General features: G+C 58.1%; 17 protein-coding genes, 3 tRNA genes and 1 riboswitch. Of the genes, 11 read left to right on the top strand and 9 right to left on the bottom strand.

The window, feature by feature from the left end; all coding sequences use genetic code 11:
* Nucleotides 1-142 precede the first annotated feature (142 nt).
* Both N4A58_RS15105 and N4A58_RS15100 read left to right on the top strand, forming a co-directional pair.
* Complete coding sequence (locus N4A58_RS15105; protein WP_293711002.1) at nucleotides 143-1,474, top strand: hypothetical protein; 1,332 nt, start codon at nucleotides 143-145, stop codon at nucleotides 1,472-1,474.
* A 380-nt stretch (nucleotides 1,475-1,854) separates the two neighbouring features.
* On the top strand, nucleotides 1,855-2,415 hold the full coding sequence (locus N4A58_RS15100) for a recombinase family protein (RefSeq protein ID WP_293711000.1): 561 nt from the start codon (nucleotides 1,855-1,857) through the stop codon (nucleotides 2,413-2,415).
* Nucleotides 2,416-2,430: 15 nt separating this feature from the next.
* Here the strand turns inward: N4A58_RS15100 and N4A58_RS15095 are convergent, their stop codons facing one another.
* From N4A58_RS15095 to N4A58_RS15085, 3 genes are all read right to left on the bottom strand, one after another.
* Nucleotides 2,431-2,979, bottom strand: coding sequence for a hypothetical protein (locus N4A58_RS15095; RefSeq protein ID WP_293710999.1), 549 nt, complete (start codon nucleotides 2,977-2,979; stop codon nucleotides 2,431-2,433).
* Complete coding sequence (locus N4A58_RS15090) at nucleotides 2,972-3,250, bottom strand: hypothetical protein (protein WP_293710997.1); 279 nt, start codon at nucleotides 3,248-3,250, stop codon at nucleotides 2,972-2,974. Before N4A58_RS15090 ends, N4A58_RS15095 begins: the two co-directional genes overlap by 8 nt.
* 868 nt (nucleotides 3,251-4,118) lie before the next feature.
* A tRNA-Arg gene (locus tag N4A58_RS15085) sits at nucleotides 4,119-4,195 on the bottom strand.
* 110 nt (nucleotides 4,196-4,305) lie between these two features.
* Between N4A58_RS15085 and N4A58_RS15080 the strand changes: the two genes are divergently transcribed.
* The 3 genes from N4A58_RS15080 to N4A58_RS15070 all read left to right on the top strand — a co-directional run bounded on the left by N4A58_RS15080 (nucleotide 4,306) and on the right by N4A58_RS15070 (nucleotide 8,670).
* On the top strand, nucleotides 4,306-5,331 hold the full coding sequence (locus N4A58_RS15080; protein WP_072708573.1) for a LacI family DNA-binding transcriptional regulator: 1,026 nt from the start codon (nucleotides 4,306-4,308) through the stop codon (nucleotides 5,329-5,331).
* Between the two features lie 392 nt (nucleotides 5,332-5,723).
* The gene (locus N4A58_RS15075; RefSeq protein WP_293710994.1) at nucleotides 5,724-7,115 is read left to right on the top strand and encodes a VOC family protein; all 1,392 of its coding nucleotides are present in this window, start codon (nucleotides 5,724-5,726) and stop codon (nucleotides 7,113-7,115) included.
* A 46-nt stretch (nucleotides 7,116-7,161) separates the two neighbouring features.
* The gene (locus tag N4A58_RS15070; protein WP_293710992.1) at nucleotides 7,162-8,670 is read left to right on the top strand and encodes an aldehyde dehydrogenase family protein; all 1,509 of its coding nucleotides are present in this window, start codon (nucleotides 7,162-7,164) and stop codon (nucleotides 8,668-8,670) included.
* 107 nt (nucleotides 8,671-8,777) lie between these two features.
* Here the strand turns inward: N4A58_RS15070 and N4A58_RS15065 are convergent.
* A tRNA-Lys gene (locus tag N4A58_RS15065) sits at nucleotides 8,778-8,853 on the bottom strand.
* Nucleotides 8,854-9,001: 148 nt separating this feature from the next.
* Nucleotides 9,002-9,077: transfer RNA gene (locus N4A58_RS15060), tRNA-Lys, on the bottom strand.
* Between the two features lie 109 nt (nucleotides 9,078-9,186).
* On the opposite strand from N4A58_RS15060, the gene dapF reads away from it, so the two are divergent.
* From dapF to N4A58_RS15035, 5 genes are all read left to right on the top strand, one after another.
* A complete protein-coding gene (dapF, locus tag N4A58_RS15055; RefSeq protein WP_293710990.1) occupies nucleotides 9,187-10,029 on the top strand; it encodes a diaminopimelate epimerase in 843 nt (280 codons plus the stop codon).
* On the top strand, nucleotides 10,022-11,284 hold the full coding sequence (gene mtaB / locus N4A58_RS15050) for a tRNA (N(6)-L-threonylcarbamoyladenosine(37)-C(2))-methylthiotransferase MtaB (protein WP_293710988.1): 1,263 nt from the start codon (nucleotides 10,022-10,024) through the stop codon (nucleotides 11,282-11,284). Before dapF ends, mtaB begins: the two co-directional genes overlap by 8 nt.
* Nucleotides 11,285-11,632: 348 nt before the next feature.
* Nucleotides 11,633-12,196: a ubiquinol-cytochrome c reductase iron-sulfur subunit gene (petA, locus tag N4A58_RS15045; protein WP_293710986.1), complete on the top strand. Its 564-nt coding sequence runs from the start codon at nucleotides 11,633-11,635 to the stop codon at nucleotides 12,194-12,196.
* Nucleotides 12,197-12,214: 18 nt separating this feature from the next.
* Nucleotides 12,215-13,543: a cytochrome b N-terminal domain-containing protein gene (locus tag N4A58_RS15040; protein WP_293710984.1), complete on the top strand. Its 1,329-nt coding sequence runs from the start codon at nucleotides 12,215-12,217 to the stop codon at nucleotides 13,541-13,543.
* 14 nt (nucleotides 13,544-13,557) lie between these two features.
* Complete coding sequence (locus N4A58_RS15035; RefSeq protein ID WP_293710982.1) at nucleotides 13,558-14,406, top strand: cytochrome c1; 849 nt, start codon at nucleotides 13,558-13,560, stop codon at nucleotides 14,404-14,406.
* Between the two features lie 128 nt (nucleotides 14,407-14,534).
* On the opposite strand, the gene rpiB is transcribed toward N4A58_RS15035, so the two are convergent.
* From rpiB to N4A58_RS15015, 4 genes are all read right to left on the bottom strand, one after another.
* The gene (gene rpiB / locus N4A58_RS15030; RefSeq protein WP_293710980.1) at nucleotides 14,535-14,984 is read right to left on the bottom strand and encodes a ribose 5-phosphate isomerase B; all 450 of its coding nucleotides are present in this window, start codon (nucleotides 14,982-14,984) and stop codon (nucleotides 14,535-14,537) included.
* Nucleotides 14,985-15,109: 125 nt separating this feature from the next.
* Entirely contained in the window at nucleotides 15,110-15,799 is a 690-nt protein-coding gene (locus tag N4A58_RS15025; RefSeq protein ID WP_293710978.1) for an ATP-binding cassette domain-containing protein, read from the bottom strand.
* The gene (locus tag N4A58_RS15020) at nucleotides 15,786-17,309 is read right to left on the bottom strand and encodes a thiamine/thiamine pyrophosphate ABC transporter permease ThiP (RefSeq protein WP_293710976.1); all 1,524 of its coding nucleotides are present in this window, start codon (nucleotides 17,307-17,309) and stop codon (nucleotides 15,786-15,788) included. Before N4A58_RS15020 ends, N4A58_RS15025 begins: the two co-directional genes overlap by 14 nt.
* Nucleotides 17,285-18,274: a thiamine ABC transporter substrate binding subunit gene (locus tag N4A58_RS15015; protein WP_293710974.1), complete on the bottom strand. Its 990-nt coding sequence runs from the start codon at nucleotides 18,272-18,274 to the stop codon at nucleotides 17,285-17,287. The genes N4A58_RS15020 and N4A58_RS15015 overlap by 25 nt, the downstream gene beginning before the upstream one ends.
* Before the next feature lie 44 nt (nucleotides 18,275-18,318).
* A riboswitch (TPP riboswitch) is annotated at nucleotides 18,319-18,421 on the bottom strand.
* 96 nt (nucleotides 18,422-18,517) lie between these two features.
* Between N4A58_RS15015 and aroC the strand changes: the two genes are divergently transcribed.
* Nucleotides 18,518-19,618: a chorismate synthase gene (aroC, locus tag N4A58_RS15010; protein ID WP_293710972.1), complete on the top strand. Its 1,101-nt coding sequence runs from the start codon at nucleotides 18,518-18,520 to the stop codon at nucleotides 19,616-19,618.
* The last annotated feature ends 53 nt before the right edge of the window (nucleotides 19,619-19,671 follow it).

The following is a 19,671-nucleotide window of genomic DNA, read 5'->3' as shown; positions in this document are numbered from 1 at the left end:
CGGCGTCATATGGGTCTACGGCCTCGGCGACGACAGCGTCATCGCATTTACCCCGTTCGGGATCGAAAACCTGAAAGAACTCATCGAAATGGATCAAGACCGCGCGCATTGACGGCCCCACGGCCTACGCCGAATGCTTACCATGAACCTGAAAGCAACACCTGAACAACTTCGAGCAGCAAGGATGATCCGAGGCCAGATGAGGCCCAACAGCGAAGATGCATTTAGCCTATGTGTAGCGGTTGAGGAAATCACCAGAACCGAGCGCAACCATGTTAAGAACACAGCCCTCCGAGCGCCCACCAAAAAGCGCCTAAGGACCGCCAGACAGGCCATCGGAGCCTTCCTTGCGGAATTGCTGCTTGGCAGTACTCAGACGGCCTCTATGGGCTTCTCGTACTGTCCTAGCGCCCACCAACATCGGAAAGATTCGCTGCTCGACGACACTACCTTCCGGCAGATTAAGGACATCTGGCCGAAGTTAGGCTGGCTCGACATCCAAACAGGATTCAATGATGCCTTTGCGTCTGGGAGTGAGCGAATGTCGAGCCGTGGCTTTTGTGCCCGCTTTCGCCCAACTTCTAAATTGATTGAGTTCTGCCGTTCTTTCGGGATCTGCTCCAATTCGATTTGGGACCACTTTTCCCCTGACCGCCGTTCAATCCCACCTATCGCTGTTAAGAAGGGCAAAACACGCGACCAGTACGGAAGAGTAAGCCGTGGCAGCATGCCCCTGCCGCCCAGCGACAAGCTCGACACTGAGACTGACAGGGTCGAAAGCGTCAACGAGTTCATCTCAGCCTTCGATATCGCCCCTTTCCCAACTCCAACATTCACTAGGATCTTCAATAATGGGGATCAGCCGAACTTCGACTATGACATGGGAGGCAGGTTGTACGATCGCGTTCCTAACAGCTACCAAAGCCAAAGCAGCGAACTTCGACAAACGATCACTATCGAAGGGGAAGCAACTGTCGAGATAGACATCTCTGCAAGCCACTTCAGGATCTTCTCAGGGCTCCGTGGGCAACCTCTAGAGGCCAATATTGATCCATACTGCATCGACGGCTTAAACAGAGCCGTAGCGAAGCGCACAGTGAACTTGATGTTGACGCAGCAACGCCCACTCGAACGATGGCCGATGGGCTTCAGAAAGGAGATGGCAGAGGCTGGGATACCCTTACCCAAGAGCATGACTGCCTCGAAAGCCTCCCAGATCATGATCGATGCCTACCCCGTACTGACGGAGGTGTCCGTCGCTAACTTGGACTGGTCTAAGCTACAGCACATCGAGTCAGAGATACTTTTCTCCGCGATGGAGAGGCTTCGAGAGGCTTCGGATACGCCTGCTCTCCCTGTCCATGACAGCCTAATAGTCCCAGCATCGAAAGCGGCGATAGTAGAAGAAACCCTTCGAGATTGCTTCAAAGCACGTGCGAATGCTGAACCAAGACTGAAGCGAGAATGCAGCTAGGGACTGGGATACCCTTAGACCTATCCTTGATTAGTGGTTTCACCACCGCTGACCAAAGGAGACCCTCTAAGCACGACCTAGAGCATAACGTTGGGAGTTAAGGAACTTGGAGCCAAGAAGGAGCGGTGTTCGATCACTGAGCAACGTTCCTTCGAAAAGACAATAATAAGAACAAGCTCATTCCCCCTTTTTTTGAAGTCGCCTCTCCAGACCCCACCCCCCTTCCGACGAGAACCCAATTCTCAACCTGCCAATAGGCCTTGGTCTAGTGGCGTACCAATCAGGGTGCCGGAATAGGCTGTAAATGAAGTCGGTTTCGACTTTTGGCAGGTTCTCTGCCGCAAGCCCTTAGAGATCAATGGCAGATTGGAGAAGCAGCCATGCTCGTTGGATACGCACGCACATCAACACTAGAACAGAAGCACGGCCTAGAGGCGCAGAGAGAAGCACTGAGGGCCGCTGGTTGCAGCAAAGTCTTCGCAGAGCAAGTAAGCTCTATCGCAACTAGAGAAGCTCTCAACGAAGCTATGAGCTTCTGCAGGGAGGGAGACACATTTGTCGTTGCCAAATTGGATCGCCTCGCAAGATCCGTGCGCCACCTTGGCGAACTCATCGACAGCTTCACAGAACGCGACATAGGATTACGCGTCCTTGACCTAGGGTTGGACACGATGACAGCCACTGGAAAACTTATGTTAAATGTGCTCGGTTCAGTAGCTCAGTTCGAACGCGAAATGATGCTGGAACGACAGCGCGAGGGGATCGTCAAAGCGAGACTGGCAGGAAAGTACAAGGGCAGACATCCGTCAGCACGCCTGAATGCAATAGAAATAAATCGACTTCTGTCGGAGGGGAAAACGAAGAAAGAAATCGCGCTTAGGCTACAGATTTCAGAGAGATCGGTTTATCGCTACGCCCAATCAGCCAATCAGAAGCAATAGAGCCGAGAGTGTTTGTCAGGCTGGGCGCTCAACAAGAATAATATCTCGTTTGCTTCCATCTTTATGAGTTTCACGAGAGTGCTTGGCACCGGGTGTCGTAATCAAGACAAAGGTGGCAAACGCCTTTTTATCGTAGTCCTCAACACCATCAAGGGCTTCGAGGGCGAGCCGAACAAGAGCTATCAGAGTCAGAGCATCCCACCGCGTTGGGCGAAAGAGCGGATCATAGTCCGCCCTTTTGCGGTTATCCTGCATTTGAACGAACTGATGCGCAAAGTCCTTCACAGCAGGAGGGAAGTTTATCTTTACAACTTTCTTGCAAGCCGTCTTACAACTTCCATGATCCAACCCTCGGTAGATCTCGACCCATGCCCTATTCGACCTCCCCTTAACGGGCTCTCCAATTAGAGAATTTGCCAAGGTACGCGCTAAGCCATGGAAAATCGCATAATAACTGCAACTTATCGACTTGCGTATCGCCGTCTGCGACGGCTCTTCATCATCGCTGTTTGCCAAGAGTTCAGCAGTCCGAAGATATCCCTCGGCAAGATCAGTGTCAGGCATGTGCGGGTTGAGAAATCTCTGGCGTTATCACAGGGAAGAATTCACTGAGTGTGGAGGCACGGTCCGCAATCTTGCGCTGTACAAGGCTGGGCAGTCCAAAGAAACCACGCGCAAAGTTTTCAGGCGGGACCTCGGTGCCGACCATTATAACAATCCGCAGCTCACCAGCATCTTCATCGATTTCAATAGATTTCAGCGTGACGTCAGAAAAGTCGAATCGCTCTTCGAGCAAGGCAACCAAGGCGTCTTGCAACTCCTTCGGAAATTCCATTTTTTTCTCCCTCTCTCGAAACACTACACCCAAAAGAACATTTTGAAAGCAAAAAGCTATCTTTTGGGATAACGCTTACTATCGGTATAGAGCGCTATCAATTGGTTAAATTACCACACTTAGGCATTGAGTCATCTTGACCACGAGTGTGTATCATGTTGATTTGAACGTGGGCGCCCGTCACCACCTCTGCCCGCACCAAAAGCATCGAAGGCGATGACCAATGGTGTGTTATCGGGGAGCAGAGCCCTGCTCTGCGATCTAGCTAGAGAGGTGTCACATGACCCATTACTGCTCTTGGCCTAAGCCGGTGAGAGTTCGCTCTTACGTCCGGTACCGGCACGGGCGGTGGGAGACCGTAGTTTCCCATTGTCGCTCGTACCCTTCGTAAAGCCGTTGCAGCGGCCATAAGAAGTTCAAATAGTTAGCATTGGTGGCGGGCGTCTATCCTCTATTATCAAAATACACAACTCGATTTTTCAACCAAAAGTTTGCGAATTTTTCAAAAAAAGAGTTGGAGCCAACCGCTTCCTGTGAACCTTTGTACAGCAGATCAGACAGTTACGTCGATCTCACGGTACGGTTATATATTATACTTATTTTGACAGAAATTGTTCCCGATTGGGGATAGATACACACTTTCGTGCACTCCCTCGGCGCACATCAGAATACTTCACCATCACAGCAAACCCACGCACTTGCAGGAGCTTCCAATCGACGAAGCGCATCTGACCACCCCAAACAACTCTAACAATTAGCAGCCAAGCAAAGCAGCCATAAAACGTGTGGGGTGAGCGTGTGGGGAACACCAAGGCTGACCAATGTTTTTAATATTAAAAATCAATATCTTAAATAAAATCAAGTGTGATGGCGACCCCGACAGGATTCGAACCTGTAACCTGCCCCTTAGGAGGGGGCTGCTCTATCCAGTTGAGCCACGGGGCCACGCGGGCCTCTTGTGGCTAAAACAAATGTCCAGCGCAACCCTAATGGTTCGTACTGGACACTCGGGCCGGTTGGGACAAAGATGGAAATAAGCAATAGACGGAACGGCCATGACCAATACCCCGACGCGCCCGCTTACTCTGCGTGATGTTTCCGAAGCCTCGGGCGTCTCCGAAATGACAGTCAGCCGCGTTCTCAGGAACCGCGGCGACGTGTCAGAGGCAACCCGCGAACGGGTCCTCAAGGCGGCGCGTGAACTGGGCTATGTCCCGAACAAGATTGCCGGAGCGTTGGCTAGCCAGCGCGTTAATCTGGTGGGCGTCGTGATTCCGAGCCTGTCGAACATGGTCTTTCCAAACGTGATGACTGGCATCAACGAGGTCCTGAGCAAGACTGACTTGCAGCCCGTTGTGGGCGTGACCGATTACAATCCAGAGACCGAAGAGCGCGTTTTGTACGAGATGCTTTCTTGGCGGCCGTCGGGCGTCATCATCGCAGGTCTTGAACATTCGGATGCCGCACGTGCGATGATGGTCGCTGCGGGCATTCCTATTGTTGAGATCATGGATGTGGATGGCAAATGCGTCGACAGCATGGTTGGTATTTCTCATCGCCGTGCGGGCCGCGAGATGGCACAGGCGATCATCAAGCAAGGCTACAAGCGCATCGGCTTCCTTGGCACAAAGATGCCGATGGATCACCGTGCCCGCAAACGCTTCGAAGGATTCACAGAGGCGCTCGCTAAAGCAGGTATCGAGATCGCAGATCAGGAGTTCTACTCTGGCGGGTCTGCATTGCTCAAAGGGCGCGAACTGACCCAAGAGTTGCTCGAACGCACGCCAGATCTGGACTTCATCTATTACTCGAACGACATGATCGGCGCAGGCGGCATGCTGTGGCTACTGGAGCAAGGGATCGACATCCCGGGTCAGATCGGCCTCGCTGGCTTTAATGGGGTCGAGCTGTTGGACGGTCTGCCGCGCCAACTGGCGACGATGGATGCCTGCCGCAAAGAGATCGGCCAAAAAGCTGCTGAAATCATCGCAGCAAGAAACGACGCAGATTCTCCAGATCCCGAAAGAATCGTGGAGCTGACACCGCGCATCGCCTTCGGAGATACATTGAAGCGGTACTAGGTAGCCCTCTAGTTGCCGTTAACGTAAGGTAACGTAACGTAAGCTTACGTGTTTTGTGTCTAAGGTATTATAGACTTAGGGTAGTTGATTGTATACAACCATCCCAACGACAGCGTGTTGTGCTGTCGAGTATGAGTTCCAAGTTTTTTGGTATCGAGTGCTCGTTTAAAGAAGCAGAGCGGCTTCAGTGAAATTGGGAATGGCCTGGCGCATCGCGTCGGGTCATTTTCTTTTCGGACCTCCTTTTTTTCTCTTCAAAACAGACCGTGACTTTGTCGCGCAAAGGCTTGATCATTCCGCTTGGGAATAACGTCGAGCCAAGGCGTCACAACATTTCCTCGTCACATCATGTAAGGTCATTGCAATTCGCTTGCCACATTGAGGTCATCCAGATGTCAGAACCAGAATTCACCCATCCCGACGACATCCGTAGCCGCTTTTCCGCAGCAATGTCAGAGATGTATCGGACCGAAGTCCCAGCTTACGGCACCCTCATGCAGATCGTTGCAGACGTGAATGCCGATGTGCTGGACGGCAACACTACATTGCGCGCAGATCTTGAGGAAACAGATCAGCTGTCTCGTATTTCCGAGGAACGGCACGGAGCGATCCGGCTCGGCACAGCCGAGGAACTTAAAACGATCCGGCGGCTTTTCGCTATCATGGGCATGCACCCTGTCGGGTACTACGACCTGACCGAAGCTGGCGTCCCCGTGCACTCAACTGCGTTCCGCCCCGTAGGCGAGACAGCCCTGCGCCGCAATCCGTTTCGAGTCTTTACCTCACTCTTGCGACTCGACTTGATAGCGGACGAAGCTCTTCGTGATACTGCCCGCATGGTGCTGGACGCGCGGCAGATTTACACCCCACGGTGCCTAGAGCTCATTGAACGGGCGGAAAAGCAAGGTGGGCTGACCGATGCAGAGGCGGATGCCTTTGTCGCCGAAGCGCTCGAAACCTTTCGCTGGCACCCCGAAGCCAACGTCAACGCGGACCTCTACAAACGGCTTCACGACGCCCACCGACTAATCGCGGACGTGGTGTCCTTTCGCGGGCCGCACATCAACCATCTGACCCCGCGCACACTGGATATCGACCGCGTCCAACAGTTGATGCCCGATCACGGCATCGCCCCCAAAGCCGTCGTCGAGGGCCCACCGCGCCGCGACTGCCCGGTTCTCTTGCGCCAGACAAGTTTCAAGGCGCTGTCAGAGGCGGTCAGTTTCGACGGGGTCGAAGGGTCCCACACCGCCCGCTTTGGCGAAATAGAGGCGCGCGGTCAGGCACTGACCCCCAAGGGCCGCGCCCTGTACGACCATCTGCTTACAGCGACGCGCGCCAGATGCCTTCCAGCAGCAGATGGCTCTAACGCGGCAGAGTATATGTCGACCCTAAGCGCGACGTTTTCGGACTTTCCGGACGATCTGACCGAGATCCGCGCGGCCGGTTTGGGGTATTTTGAATGGTCGCTCACCGACAAAGGAGCGGCCGCCACCGGACAACTGACCGAGACAGACGCAGACAGCCTACTGGCGGCTGGCTACCTGCGCATCGACCCAATCATCTACGAAGATTTCCTACCCGTCAGCGCCGCTGGCATCTTCCAGTCAAATCTCGGCGACGAGTCTGCACAGGAATTCGCCGCAAGCCCCAATCAACAGCGCTTCGAAGCCGATTTGGGCCAGCCCGTGCTTAACGAATTTGATCACTATCAGCAGATCGAAGACCAATCGCGCATTCGCTGCATTTCCATCCTGACCACAGGCGCCGCCGCCGCAGAGTGACGCGCCTCCTTCGCCCGACCGAAGGGCACAACAGAAGAGAGTAAGAATGACCCTTTCCAACGCTGCTGCAGAGATTCTGTCGAAACTCGGCGTAGACGAGGCCGCCTATACCAGCGGCACGCTCGCCAGCTACAGCCCAGTCACTGGCGAGCAGACAGGCGCTCTGCCCGAAGCAACCATCGATAGCGCCAACGCCGCGATCGCGACTGCCAAACAGGCCTTCAAGGCGTGGCGCGTCACCCCCGGCCCGCAACGCGGCGAACTGGTTCGCCTGTTTGGCGAGGAACTGCGCGCCGCCAAAGAGGACCTTGGTCGTCTGGTTTCCATCGAGGCAGGCAAGATCCCGTCCGAGGGCCTTGGCGAAGTGCAAGAGATGATCGACATCTGCGATTTTGCGGTCGGCCTGTCGCGCCAGCTCTACGGCCTGACCATAGCTACAGAACGCCCTGGCCACCGGATGATGGAGCAGTGGCACCCCTTGGGTGTAGTCGGTGTCATTTCAGCCTTTAACTTCCCCGTGGCGGTCTGGTCTTGGAACACCGCGCTGGCACTAGTCTGCGGCAATTCGGTCGTCTGGAAACCGTCAGAAAAATCGCCTCTGACGGCGCTGGCATGCGATGCCATTCTGAAGCGTGCCATCGCTCGCTTTGGTGACGCACCCGAAGGCTTGGCCCAAGTTCTGATCGGCGGCGCTGATGTGGGGAACGCTCTGGTCGAAAGCCCCGACGTCGCTTTGGTTTCTGCCACCGGCTCGACCCGCATGGGCCGCATCGTCGCACCAAAAGTCGCCGCACGGTTCGGTCGCTGCATCCTAGAGCTTGGCGGGAACAACGGCGGGATCGTCTGCCCTTCGGCTGATCTGGACATGACCCTGCGTGCGGTCGCGTTCGGTGCGATGGGGACCGCTGGCCAGCGCTGCACCACCCAGCGCCGTCTGTTCGTCCACGCGGACGTCTATGATGATCTCGTCCCCGGATTGATCAAAGCCTACGAATCCGTCAGTGTCGGCAATCCGCTGGAAACCGACTCTCTGGTCGGTCCGCTGATCGACAAAGCGGCCTTCGAGAATATGGAAAAGGCTCTGGCCGACGCAAAGGCTGCGGGCGGCACTGTACACGGTGGGGGCCGCGTCGATACGGGCGCAGAAAATGCCTACTACGCGCGCCCTGCGATTGTCGAAATGCCCTCTCAGTGCGGCCCGATGTTGGAAGAGACGTTCGCGCCGATTCTCTACATCGTGAAGTACACCGACTTTGAAGAAGCGATCGAGGCGCACAACGCCGTCGCGGCGGGTCTGTCCTCCAGCATCTTCACCACCGACCTACGAGAATCAGAACTGTTCCTCTCGGCGGCTGGCAGCGATTGCGGCATTGCCAACGTGAACATCGGCACATCTGGCGCCGAGATCGGCGGAGCCTTTGGGGGTGAGAAGGAGACTGGCGGGGGCCGCGAATCCGGATCGGACGCGTGGAGGGGGTACATGCGCCGTGCCACGAACACGATCAACTACTCACGCGAACTACCACTGGCGCAAGGCGTCAAGTTCGACATCTGATGACTTAGAGGGCGCCTTCGGGCGCCCTGTTCCTTCTGTCAGGCCGACGAAGCATTCAGAATCAGAACACGCTAAAACGCGACCAAATATTCATATTTTCTGGTAAGTGGTGAGCCGTGCAGGATTCGAACCTGCGACCCACTGATTAAAAGTCAGTTGCTCTACCAACTGAGCTAACGGCCCACTTGAGGCGTTCCTCTAAGGGGTCACGGCAAGGCGGTCAATAGAAGAATCCGAAAAAGCTGACTCTTTTTCCTGAGCGCCTGAAGCCAACGCCAAGACGCAGTAACCTCGTTGAAAGAAACGGGAAAACAGCGATGAATTGGATAAGTGGTGAGCCGTGCAGGATTCGAACCTGCGACCCACTGATTAAAAGTCAGTTGCTCTACCAACTGAGCTAACGGCCCACTTAGGGAGCCTCCTCTATGGGTTTGCGGGACAGCGGTCAATAGAGAATTGCAAACTTTTTGTGTCACCCGCTGGATTCATCTGGACGGCAGGCGTATATGCCCCGCCATGCAGACACAGACCGCTTCTTCCGGCCTGCCCTTCATGAAAATGCACGGGCTAGGCAACGACTTCGTAGTGATCAATGGAACCGACGTCCCCAGTGGACTGTCGGATTCGCTGGTCTCCGCGATTGCCCACCGCAATACGGGCGTCGGTTTCGACCAGTTGGCCGTGATCGAGGAGTCGGATCGCGCCGACGCGCGTTTGGTCTTTTATAATGCCGATGGCTCCTTGTCGGCGACTTGCGGGAACGCCACCCGCTGCATCGCCCGCCATCTGATGGACACCCGCCGGGTAGACCGTCTGGTGCTAGAGACCGAGCACGGCCTCTTGCCCTGCGAGGATGCAGGCAACGGCCTGACCCGTGTAAACATGGGCGCGCCGCTGCTGGCGTGGAACGAAGTGCCCATTGCGCAGGACATCGACACTTTGCACTTGCCCATCGACGGCGACCCCGTCGCGACCGGCATGGGCAACCCGCACTGCACATTCTTTGTCGATGATGCCGAGGCTGTGGACCTGACGACCTTTGGCCCTGCCCACGAACATCATCCGATGTTCCCAGAGCGCACCAATGTTCAGGTCGCGCACCTGATCGGCCCTGACCACCTGCGGATGCGGGTATGGGAGCGTGGCACCGGCATCACCATGGCGTCCGGTTCGTCCAGCTGTGCGACCGCTGTGGCTGCTGCCCGCCGTGGCATCACAGGCCGCAAGGTCCGCATCAGCCTCGAGATTGGTGATCTGGTCATCGTCTGGCGCGACGACGGCGTCTGGATGGAGGGGCCGACCGCCCATGTGTTCAGCGGCACCTTTACCCCGGCATTCCTAGAGGCTCACAATGGTTGATGCGCCCAAGTTCACCACTTTGGGCTGTCGTCTGAACGCCTATGAAACCCACGCGATGGAAGAGCTGAGCCAGCAGGCCGGGCTGTCCAACACCCATGTGGTGAACACCTGCGCCGTCACTTCCGAAGCGGTCCGCAAAGCCCGTCAGGAAATCCGCCGTATCCGCCGCGAAAACCCCGACGCCAAGATCATCGTCACCGGCTGCGCCGCGCAGACCGAACCAGAGACCTTTGCCGAAATGGAAGAGGTCGACCACATCATCGGCAATACCGAAAAGATGCAGGCGGAAACGTGGCAGGGCTTGGCCAAGGGCCCGAATTTCATCGGCGAGACCGAGCGCGTGCAGGTCGACGACATCATGTCCGTCACCGAAACCGCTGGCCACCTGATCGACGGCTTCGGCACCCGCAGCCGCGCCTATGTACAGGTCCAGAACGGCTGCGATCACCGCTGCACCTTCTGCATTATCCCCTTTGGTCGTGGCAATTCGCGGTCCGTCCCTGCGGGCGTCGTGGTGGATCAGATCAAGCGGTTGGTTCAGCGCGGCTACAACGAGGTCGTTCTGACTGGCGTGGACCTGACCAGCTGGGGCGCAGACCTGCCCGCCACCCCAAAGCTGGGCGATCTGGTGCTTCGCATTCTGAAACTGGTGCCCGACCTGCCCCGTTTGCGAATCTCTTCGATCGATTCCATCGAGGTCGACGAGGCCCTGATGCAGGCCATCGCGACAGAACCCCGCCTGATGCCCCACCTGCACCTGTCGCTGCAGCACGGCGACGACCTGATCCTAAAGCGCATGAAGCGCCGCCACCTGCGCGACGACGCCATTCGCTTTGCCGAAGAGGCGATCAAACTGCGACCCGAAATGACCTTTGGCGCGGACATCATTGCGGGCTTTCCCACGGAAACCGACGCGCACTTCGAAAACTCGCTAAAGCTGGTGGACGAGTGTCACCTGACTTGGCTGCACGTCTTCCCCTACTCGCCCCGCCCCGGCACTCCTGCCGCACGGATGCCTCAAGTGAACGGCAAAGCCATCAAGGAACGGGCCGCGCGCTTGCGTGATGCCGGCGAGCGCCGCGTACAGATGCACCTTTCGTCGCAAGTCGGACGGGACCATTCGATTTTGCTGGAAAATCCCCGCATGGGCCGGACCGAGCAATTCACCGAAGTTCTGTTCGATACCGATCAGCCCGAAAGCCAGATCGTCCGTGCGAAAATCCAAGGTATCTCTGGCGGACAGCTGTTGGCCTAACCTGCACGGAAGTCTTGGCTTTTCTGTCAGAATCAGTTGGCCAGCAATACCGAAGACACTGCCGAAACCAGACGCCAAACTGATTCTCCACGCACGGCCATTGAATGCACCTCTGCGCTGATAGGCTGTGGTGTTCTGACGCATTACTGTTGATTTGCGGCGACTCGGACCATTTTCCCGACCGTCATGCTGCAGATGCGCTCGAATGTCCGCTGGACGGATGCAAACCCTCTCGTTAAATAGCGCGTGATGACAAGGGCTGCGGCAATCCGTGGCCCAAATCTGTATCGGTTCGGCTTTGCTCTGGCATTCTTTGGAGTTCGGTCGACAAGAGAATGGAGAAACCTCGTGTCCCACGCAGAAGATCACGAAGGCACCCGCAGAGATTTCCTCTACTACGCCACAGCTGGCGCAGGTGCGGTGACTGCAGGTGCCGCAATTTGGCCCCTCGTCAATCAGATGAACCCCTCGGCAGACGTGAAAGCGCTGTCGTCGATCCGTGTGGACGTGAGCGCACTGGAAGTCGGATCGCAGATGACCGTGCTGTGGCAGGGTAAGCCTGTTTTCATCCGTCGTCGTACCGAAGCCGAGATCGAAGCAGCCCGTGCCGTCGAAGTGAGCGAGCTGATCGACCCCGTTGCGCGCAACGCAAACGACGCTGGCGATGTGCCCGCGACCGACGAAAACCGCGCGATGGACGAAAACGGCGAATGGCTGGTTCAGATGGGTGTCTGCACCCACCTCGGCTGTGTGCCTCTGGGTGACGGCGCAGGTGACTTCGGTGGCTGGTTCTGCCCCTGCCACGGTTCGCACTACGACACCGCTGGCCGTATCCGCAAAGGACCCGCGCCGCAGAACCTGCACATCCCCGTTGCCGAGTTCGTGGACGATGCCACGATCAAACTGGGTTAAGGGAGAGGAGATTTAACTATGTCGGGTATCCCACACGACCATTACGAGCCGAAGTCCGGCTTCACCAAAGCGGTCAACAGCCGTCTGCCGATCATCGGCCTGCTGTATGACACTCTGATGATCCCCACCCCAAAGAACCTGAACTGGATGTGGATCTGGGGCATCATTCTGACGTTCTGCCTGGCTCTGCAGATCATTACCGGCGTTGTTCTGGTGATGCACTACACCCCCCACGTCGACATGGCGTTCGCTTCGATCGAGCACATCATGCGTGACGTGAATGGCGGGCACTTTATCCGCTACCTGCACATGAACGGCGCATCGCTGTTCTTCGTTGCTGTTTACCTGCACATCTTCCGTGGTCTGTTCTACGGCTCTTACAAGGCGCCCCGTGAAATCACATGGATCATCGGCATGCTGATCTACCTGCTGATGATGGGTACCGCGTTCATGGGCTACGTTCTGCCTTGGGGCCAGATGTCGTTCCACGGTACCGCAGTTATCACCGGTCTGTTCGGCGCGATTCCCTTTGTTGGCGAAGCGATCCAGACATGGCTGCTGGGTGCATCGGCTGTTGGTCAGCCCGCGCTGAACCGCTTCTTCTCGCTGCACTACCTGCTGCCCTTCCTGATCGCAGGTCTGGTTGTGGTCCACATCTGGGCCTTCCACTCGACCGGCAACAACAACCCCACTGGTGTTGAAGTTCGCCGCACCTCGAAAGCCGAAGCAGAGAAAGACACCCTGCCCTTCTGGCCCTACTTCGTGATCAAGGACCTGTTCGCTCTGGCAGTTGTTCTGGCCGTGTTCATTGCAGTTGTTGGCTTCATGCCCAACTACCTTGGCCACCCCGACAACTACATCGAAGCTAACCCGCTGGCGACTCCGTCGCACATCGTTCCCGAATGGTACTTCCTGCCCTTCTACGCGATCCTACGTGCGTTTGACTCGGAAGTCTGGGTTGTTCAGTTCGCAAGCTGGATCTCGTTCGGCATCATCGACGCAAAGTTCTTTGGTGTTCTGGCGATGTTCGGTGCGATCGCTGTCATGGCGCTGGCGCCTTGGCTGGACACCTCGAGCGTTCGTTCGGGCCGCTATCGCCCTGCCTTCAAATGGTGGTTCCGCCTGCTCTGCGTCGACTTCATGGTTCTGATGTGGGCCGGTGCAATGCCCGCCGAAGGTATCTACCCCTACATCTCGCTGCTGGGTGCAACCTACTGGTTCGCATACTTCCTGGTAGTTCTGCCGCTGCTTGGCATCTTCGAGAAGCCCGAGACCCCGGTCGCGACCATCGAAGACGACTTCAAAGCGCATTACGGCAAGTCGGCTGACGCCACCCCTGCCGAGTAAGAAAGGTGACCCAAATGATTAGGAAACTGACCCTTACTGCGATCGCTGCTCTCGGCCTGTCGGCCGGGGGTGCGCTGGCAGCAGGCGGCGAAGCCCACGTCGAAGACTTCGACTTCTCTTTCGAAGGTCCCTTCGGCTCCTACGATCAGAACCAGCTGCAGCGCGGCCTGAAGATCTACACCGAGGTTTGCTCAGCGTGCCACGGTCTGCGTTACGTACCGCTGCGCACTCTGGGTGATGAAACCGGCCCCGGCCTTCCCGAAGATCAGGTTCGTGCCTACGCGTCGGAAATCGAAGTCTTTGACGCATCGATCGACGACTTCCGTCCTGCGACCCCTGCAGACAAGTTTCCTGCGAACGACGCTGTAGACGCACCTGACCTGTCCCTGATGGCCAAAGGTCGCGCTGGCTTCCATGGTCCTCTGGGTCTGGGTATCAACCAGATCGTCAAGGGCATGGGTGGCGCCGAATACATCGCGTCGTTGCTGGCTGGCTACGAAGAAGCCCCTGAATGTGCCCCCGAGGACTTCACCGGCTACTACAACACTGTGTTCACCGCAGGTGGCTACCCCGAGCAGTGCCTTGACGAAGAAGGTCATCACACTGTCCCCGGCAGCTGGATCGGCATGGCGCCCCCGCTGATGGGCGAAGATGTTGAGTTTGACGACGGTCACTCGAACGAGCTGCACCACGAAGTTCAGGACGTTGCCGCGTTCCTGATGTGGACCGCAGAACCCAAGATGATGCAGCGCAAGACCGCAGGTCTGACCGGTGTGATCTTCCTCGCGGTTCTGGCAGTTCTACTGTACCTGACCAACAAGCGCATCTGGGCCCCCATCAAGTACGGCCGCAAAGACGACTAATCGTCTGATGCACGAATTAAAGAGCCCCGTCAGAGCAATCTGGCGGGGCTTTTTCTTTGGGTGCGGCGCGCCAAGGAAAAAGGCCGGCGCTTTCGCACCGGCCTCTTCAAACAATCAACAGGGAAGGATCAGTCTTCCATGGCCTTGATCATGTCCACACGCAGCCCATGACGGCCGCCCTCGAACTCGGTCGACAAGAACGCGTCGACAATCTCTAGCGCCAGCCCTTGGCCAACCACGCGCGCGCCCATCGACAGGATTTGCGCGTCATTGTGCGCGCGGATCATCTTGGCCGAGAAGGTCTCGTTGCAGACACCGCAGCGGATGCCCTTAACTTTGTTCGCAGCCATCATGATGCCCTGACCGGTGCCGCACAGGATAATTCCAAGCTCGCAATCACCAGACGCAATCTTCTGCGCCGCGGCCTCACCCATCGAGGGGTAGTGCACGCTGTCCGTCGTGGTCGGACCGATGTCTACGGCCTCGTACCCTTGCTCTTCGATGTGCTTGGCAATGGCCTGACGCAGCTCGATCGCGGCGTGGTCGCTGGACAGGACGATACGTTTCTTGGCGGTCATGGGCAGATCTCTCGCTCGAAATTAGGGGGCGCAGGCAAGGCATGCCTGACGCTCTGGTTCTCCATTAGGCGGAACGGGGCTTCTTGGCAAATGGCCGTCGTGCCGCATAGGGCAGTTCAAACCGCTTATAGGCCCAGATAGTCGCGCAGTGCCGCATCTGGATGAGCAAAGACCTGTTCCGTGGGTCGGGGTGCCTGCGCGATGCCCTGGTCAACCATAACAATTGCTTGGGCAAAGCGGCGCGCATCTTCGGGGTCGTGGGTCACCATCAATACGGTGGCACCAACTTCTTCGGCGATCTGGTGCACCAAGGCCAGCATTTCCGACCGCAAACCGGGACCGAGCGCTGCGAAGGGTTCGTCGAGCAGCCAGAGCGGCCTGTCTTGCAACAAAAGCCGCGCCAGCGCGACGCGGCTTTGTTGTCCACCCGACAGCTGCGCGGGTTTACGATTGTTGAGCCCCTCCAGCCCCACGCGCACGAGAGCGTTCTCGACGCGCGAGCGCTCTGCCTCTATCAACCGCTTCTGGCTCAGCGCCAATCCGACGTTCTGTGCGGCAGTTAGGTGTGGAAAGAGATTTTGGTCCTGAAACAACATTGCAATTGGCCGCTTGCCAGGCGCCAAGCCATCCAGTCGCGCATTCGCCCACAGCACTCGACCAGACGCCTCGACAAATCCAGAAATGGCCCCCAACAGGGTCGACTTTCCCCCGCCCGAGGGACCGATGATAGCCACTCGGGTGCCTGCAGGCACACTCCAGTCCGCGCGCAGGCCAAAGTCACCTTGCACAATGTTCAGTTGCTCAAGCGTCAGCATTGGCGCGTCCTCCGCGGTCAAAAATCCAGAACAGCCCGAAGCTCAGGATCAGCAGCAATAGCGCCGCGCCCGCCGCCTGTTCCATCCGGTAAGCGCCCATCAGGCGGTACATTTGCAATGGCAAGGTTGCAGTATCGGGGTTCGCGAACAGTGTGATGACCCCCAAATCCCCCATAGCGAGAGCACCTGTTAAGCCTGCCGCAAACCCCAAGGGGCGCCCAAGGCGTGGCAACATCACCCATCTCAGACGCGCCCACCCGCATAGATCAAGGCTATCAGCAAGCCGTCCATGCTCTGCCTCGATCTGCGCCGCTGCAGGGCGCAGAATGCGCAGAGCAAAGGGCAGCGCCATCACAGCATTAACGCCCGCAGTGACTGGCAGCGCCACATCCCACGGCGCAATGAACGGATTTATCATCAAGTACAAGCCTGTGCCCAACACAAGTGGGGAACTGGCGATCCCAAGAAGCGCAACCAGCTCCACCCACTTCCGACGGGACAGCGCGAGCGGCAGCGCCAAAGCCAAGGTCACAACGACCGCCCCGATCGACACAGAGACAGAGTAAACCGCCGCCTGCCACACCGAAGCTGGCAAACTGAACAAAGCCCCCGCGCCGCGCAGGCCGATCGCGGCCAACGGCAACAACAGAAAGAGCGCGACCAGCGCAATCCAGAACCCGTCCACAATGCGGCTCCCATCCCATCGCGGAACCATACGGTCCAATCCGCCAAAGCCAGCCTCAGGCAGCGTCACTTTCATGGCAATCAAAGCCGCCCCACCGGCCAACACCAGCTGCACCACAGCCAATTGCGCGGCCTTGCCAATGTCGAAATCAAAGCGGAACGCCTGATAGATCGCCAACTCGACCGTCGTCGCCTTGGGCCCTCCACCCAAGGTCAGCGCTACCGCGAAAGACGACAGGCAGATCACGAAAATGACCATCGCTGCCCCCGGTGCAATCCGGCGCAGCATTGGCCATTCGATCAGCCGAAACATCGTCCAAGGGCGCAGGTTCAACGTGGCAGCCAGACGGAACCGCTCGGCCGGAATGTCCTGCCATCCTTGCAACAACAGGCGCGTTGCCAAAGGCAGGTTGAAAAACACATGGGCCAAGAGCATGCCGTGCAGCCCGTAAATCTTGACCGCAGGCAGCCCAAACAGCCCCAGCACGTCAGACAGCCACCCCTGCTGCCCGAACACGGCCAGCAACCCCAGGATCGCCACGATCACCGGCAGAATGAACGGAGCCCCTAGCAAAGCCACCAGCGCCGCGCGACCGCGAAACCGGCGCCGCGCCAACGCCCGGGCCACAGGCACCGCCAGCCCAACAGACAGCACTGCCGACAGGGCGGCCTGCCACAGAGTGAACCAAACCGCATCCCACGACCGGCTATCCAAGGGGGACAGACCTCCGGCCCGCCAGATGACGGCGGCCAGAGGCAAGAGCACCGCCGCACCCACCAGCGCAGCGGCAATGAGGGGGATCAGCCCCCGAAGGCGGTCAGCCATTCCTCGAGCGCGGCATCGCGCAGGGCAGCGGCTTCGTCTTCTGAGTAGAAGATCGCCTGATCCGGCATGGGCAGTTCACGGAAGCCATCGGGCCACTGATCCCGCGGCAGCGCCGACGGGTAAGACCAGTTGGCGGTCGGGATCATCTTCTGGAACTCTTCACTCAGGACATAGGCCAAGAACTGATCCGCCAGCTCGGGCTGCTGGGTCGTCGCAGTTTTCGCCACCAGCTCGGCCATGAAGTAGTGACCCTCGGGGAAGATCGCGGCCTCTTTGGTCGTGTCGCCCTCGGCGATGATGTGGTAGGCGGGCGAGGTCGTGTAGCTCATCACCATGTCCGCTTCGCCATCGGTGAACAGACCATAAGATTCGGACCAGCCTTTGGTCACGGTCAGCACTTTGGGCGCGAGCTTGGCCCATGCCTTAGGCGCGTCGTCGCCGTAGATCGACTTGACCCACAGGAGGGTTGCCAGACCCGAAATCGAGCTGCGCGGGTCCTGAAGCACCACTTTGAACGCGTCATCGGGGGCGTTCACCAATTCCTCGAACGAGGCGGGCGGGTTCGCCATTTTCTCGTTGTTGTAAACGAACGCGGTGTAGCCCCAGTTGAAGGGGAAGAACGTGTCGTCGCTCCACTCAATCGGCAGGGTCAGACCGGACAGATCCTGACCATGAGGCGCGAACAGGCCGCTCTCGCGGGCCTGTTTGCTGACGTCGGTGTTCAGGCCGATCACCACGTCCGCGCGGTTGCGCTCGCCTTCTAGCAGCAGGCGGGGCAGCACGTCGCCGGCCTGATACTGGACGTCACAGGCGCAAATCGCCTCGAAACCCTGTTCGATGCTGGGACCGGGGCCCCATTCGCTGGTGAAATAGTCTGGGGCATAGATCGTCAGCACGGGCTTGTCTTCGGCGGCTGCCGAAGTGGCTGCGATCAGACCCGTTGCAAATACAAGCGCCTTGTTCATGGGGCGTCTCCTACTGTTACGGGCGGAGACGGTTTGGACCTGTGAACCAGAAAACCAACCTTCCCTCCGCCGGTTCTAACCGGTTCAGGTTCAACGGGTTCGCGATGACGCATCTCAGGCTGTTTCCAGCCACCCCGAGGTGCCCCCACACCTAGAGCGGCGCGGGGCATGATGCAAGGGCCGCGCTTGCCACTGGCGCAGGCGTCCTTTATCGAACGTCCCCAAGCAACAGGAGCCAGCCCAATGAGCTTGAATACCTTTGGTCACATCTTCCGCGTCACCACTTGGGGTGAGAGCCACGGACCTGCCTTGGGCGCAACGGTGGACGGGGTCCCGCCGAACGTCGAGATCACGCCCGAGATGCTGCAGGTCTGGCTGGACAAGCGTAAGCCCGGTCAGAACAAGTTCACCACCCAGCGCCGCGAGCCGGACGAGGTGGAGATCCTGTCGGGTGTTTTCGAGGGCAAGACCACCGGCACGCCGGTCCAACTGATGATCCGCAACACGGACCAGCGGTCCAAGGACTATGGCGATATCGTCGAGAAGTTCCGCCCCGGTCACGCTGACATCACCTACTGGCAGAAATACGGCATCCGCGATTATCGCGGCGGCGGTCGTTCATCCGCCCGTGAAACGGCGGCCCGCGTGGCGGCAGGTGGCTTGGCCCGCGCCGCGCTGGACAAGCTGGTGCCCGGCATCGAGATCAAAGGCTATATGACCCAGATGGGACCACACGGTATTGATCGTGCGCGATTCGACTGGGATCAGATTGAGCAAAACCCCTTCTGGACGCCGGACGCTGTGGCGGCGGATGATTGGGCCGAGTATCTGGACGGTCTGCGGAAATCGGGCGAGAGCGTCGGCGCTGTGATCGAAGTGGTCGCGCGGGGCGTTCCTGCGGGACTGGGTGCTCCGATCTATGGCAAGCTCGACACCGATCTGGCGGCTGCGATGATGAGCATCAACGCCGTGAAAGCGGTCGAGATCGGCGAAGGCATGGCCGCAGCGTCGCTGACCGGCAGTGCCAATGCGGACGAGATTTACATGGGGCCGAATGGACCAGAGTATAGCTCGAACCACGCGGGCGGTATTTTGGGCGGGATTTCGACCGGTCAGGATGTGGTTGTACGCTTTGCGGTAAAGCCGACCTCCTCGATCCTGACAACGCGCAAGACCATCACCAAAGCGGGCGAGCCGGCCGAGATCATCACCAAGGGCCGTCATGACCCATGCGTTGGTATCCGTGCGGTGCCCGTGGGCGAGGCGATGATGGCGTGTGTCATCCTTGACCACCTGCTGCTGCACCGTGGCCACGTTGGCGTGAACCAAGGGAAAATCGGCTAAGCGCCGGGGCTCTGCCCCGGACCCCGGAGTATTTTGGCAAAGATGAAATGAGG

The sequence above is a fragment of the Donghicola sp. genome (assembly GCF_025210255.1).
Taxonomy (GTDB): Bacteria; Pseudomonadota; Alphaproteobacteria; order Rhodobacterales; family Rhodobacteraceae; genus Donghicola; species Donghicola eburneus.
The sequence above is the reverse complement of the archived record's forward strand: the minus strand, read 5'-3'. Positions and strand labels throughout refer to the sequence as shown.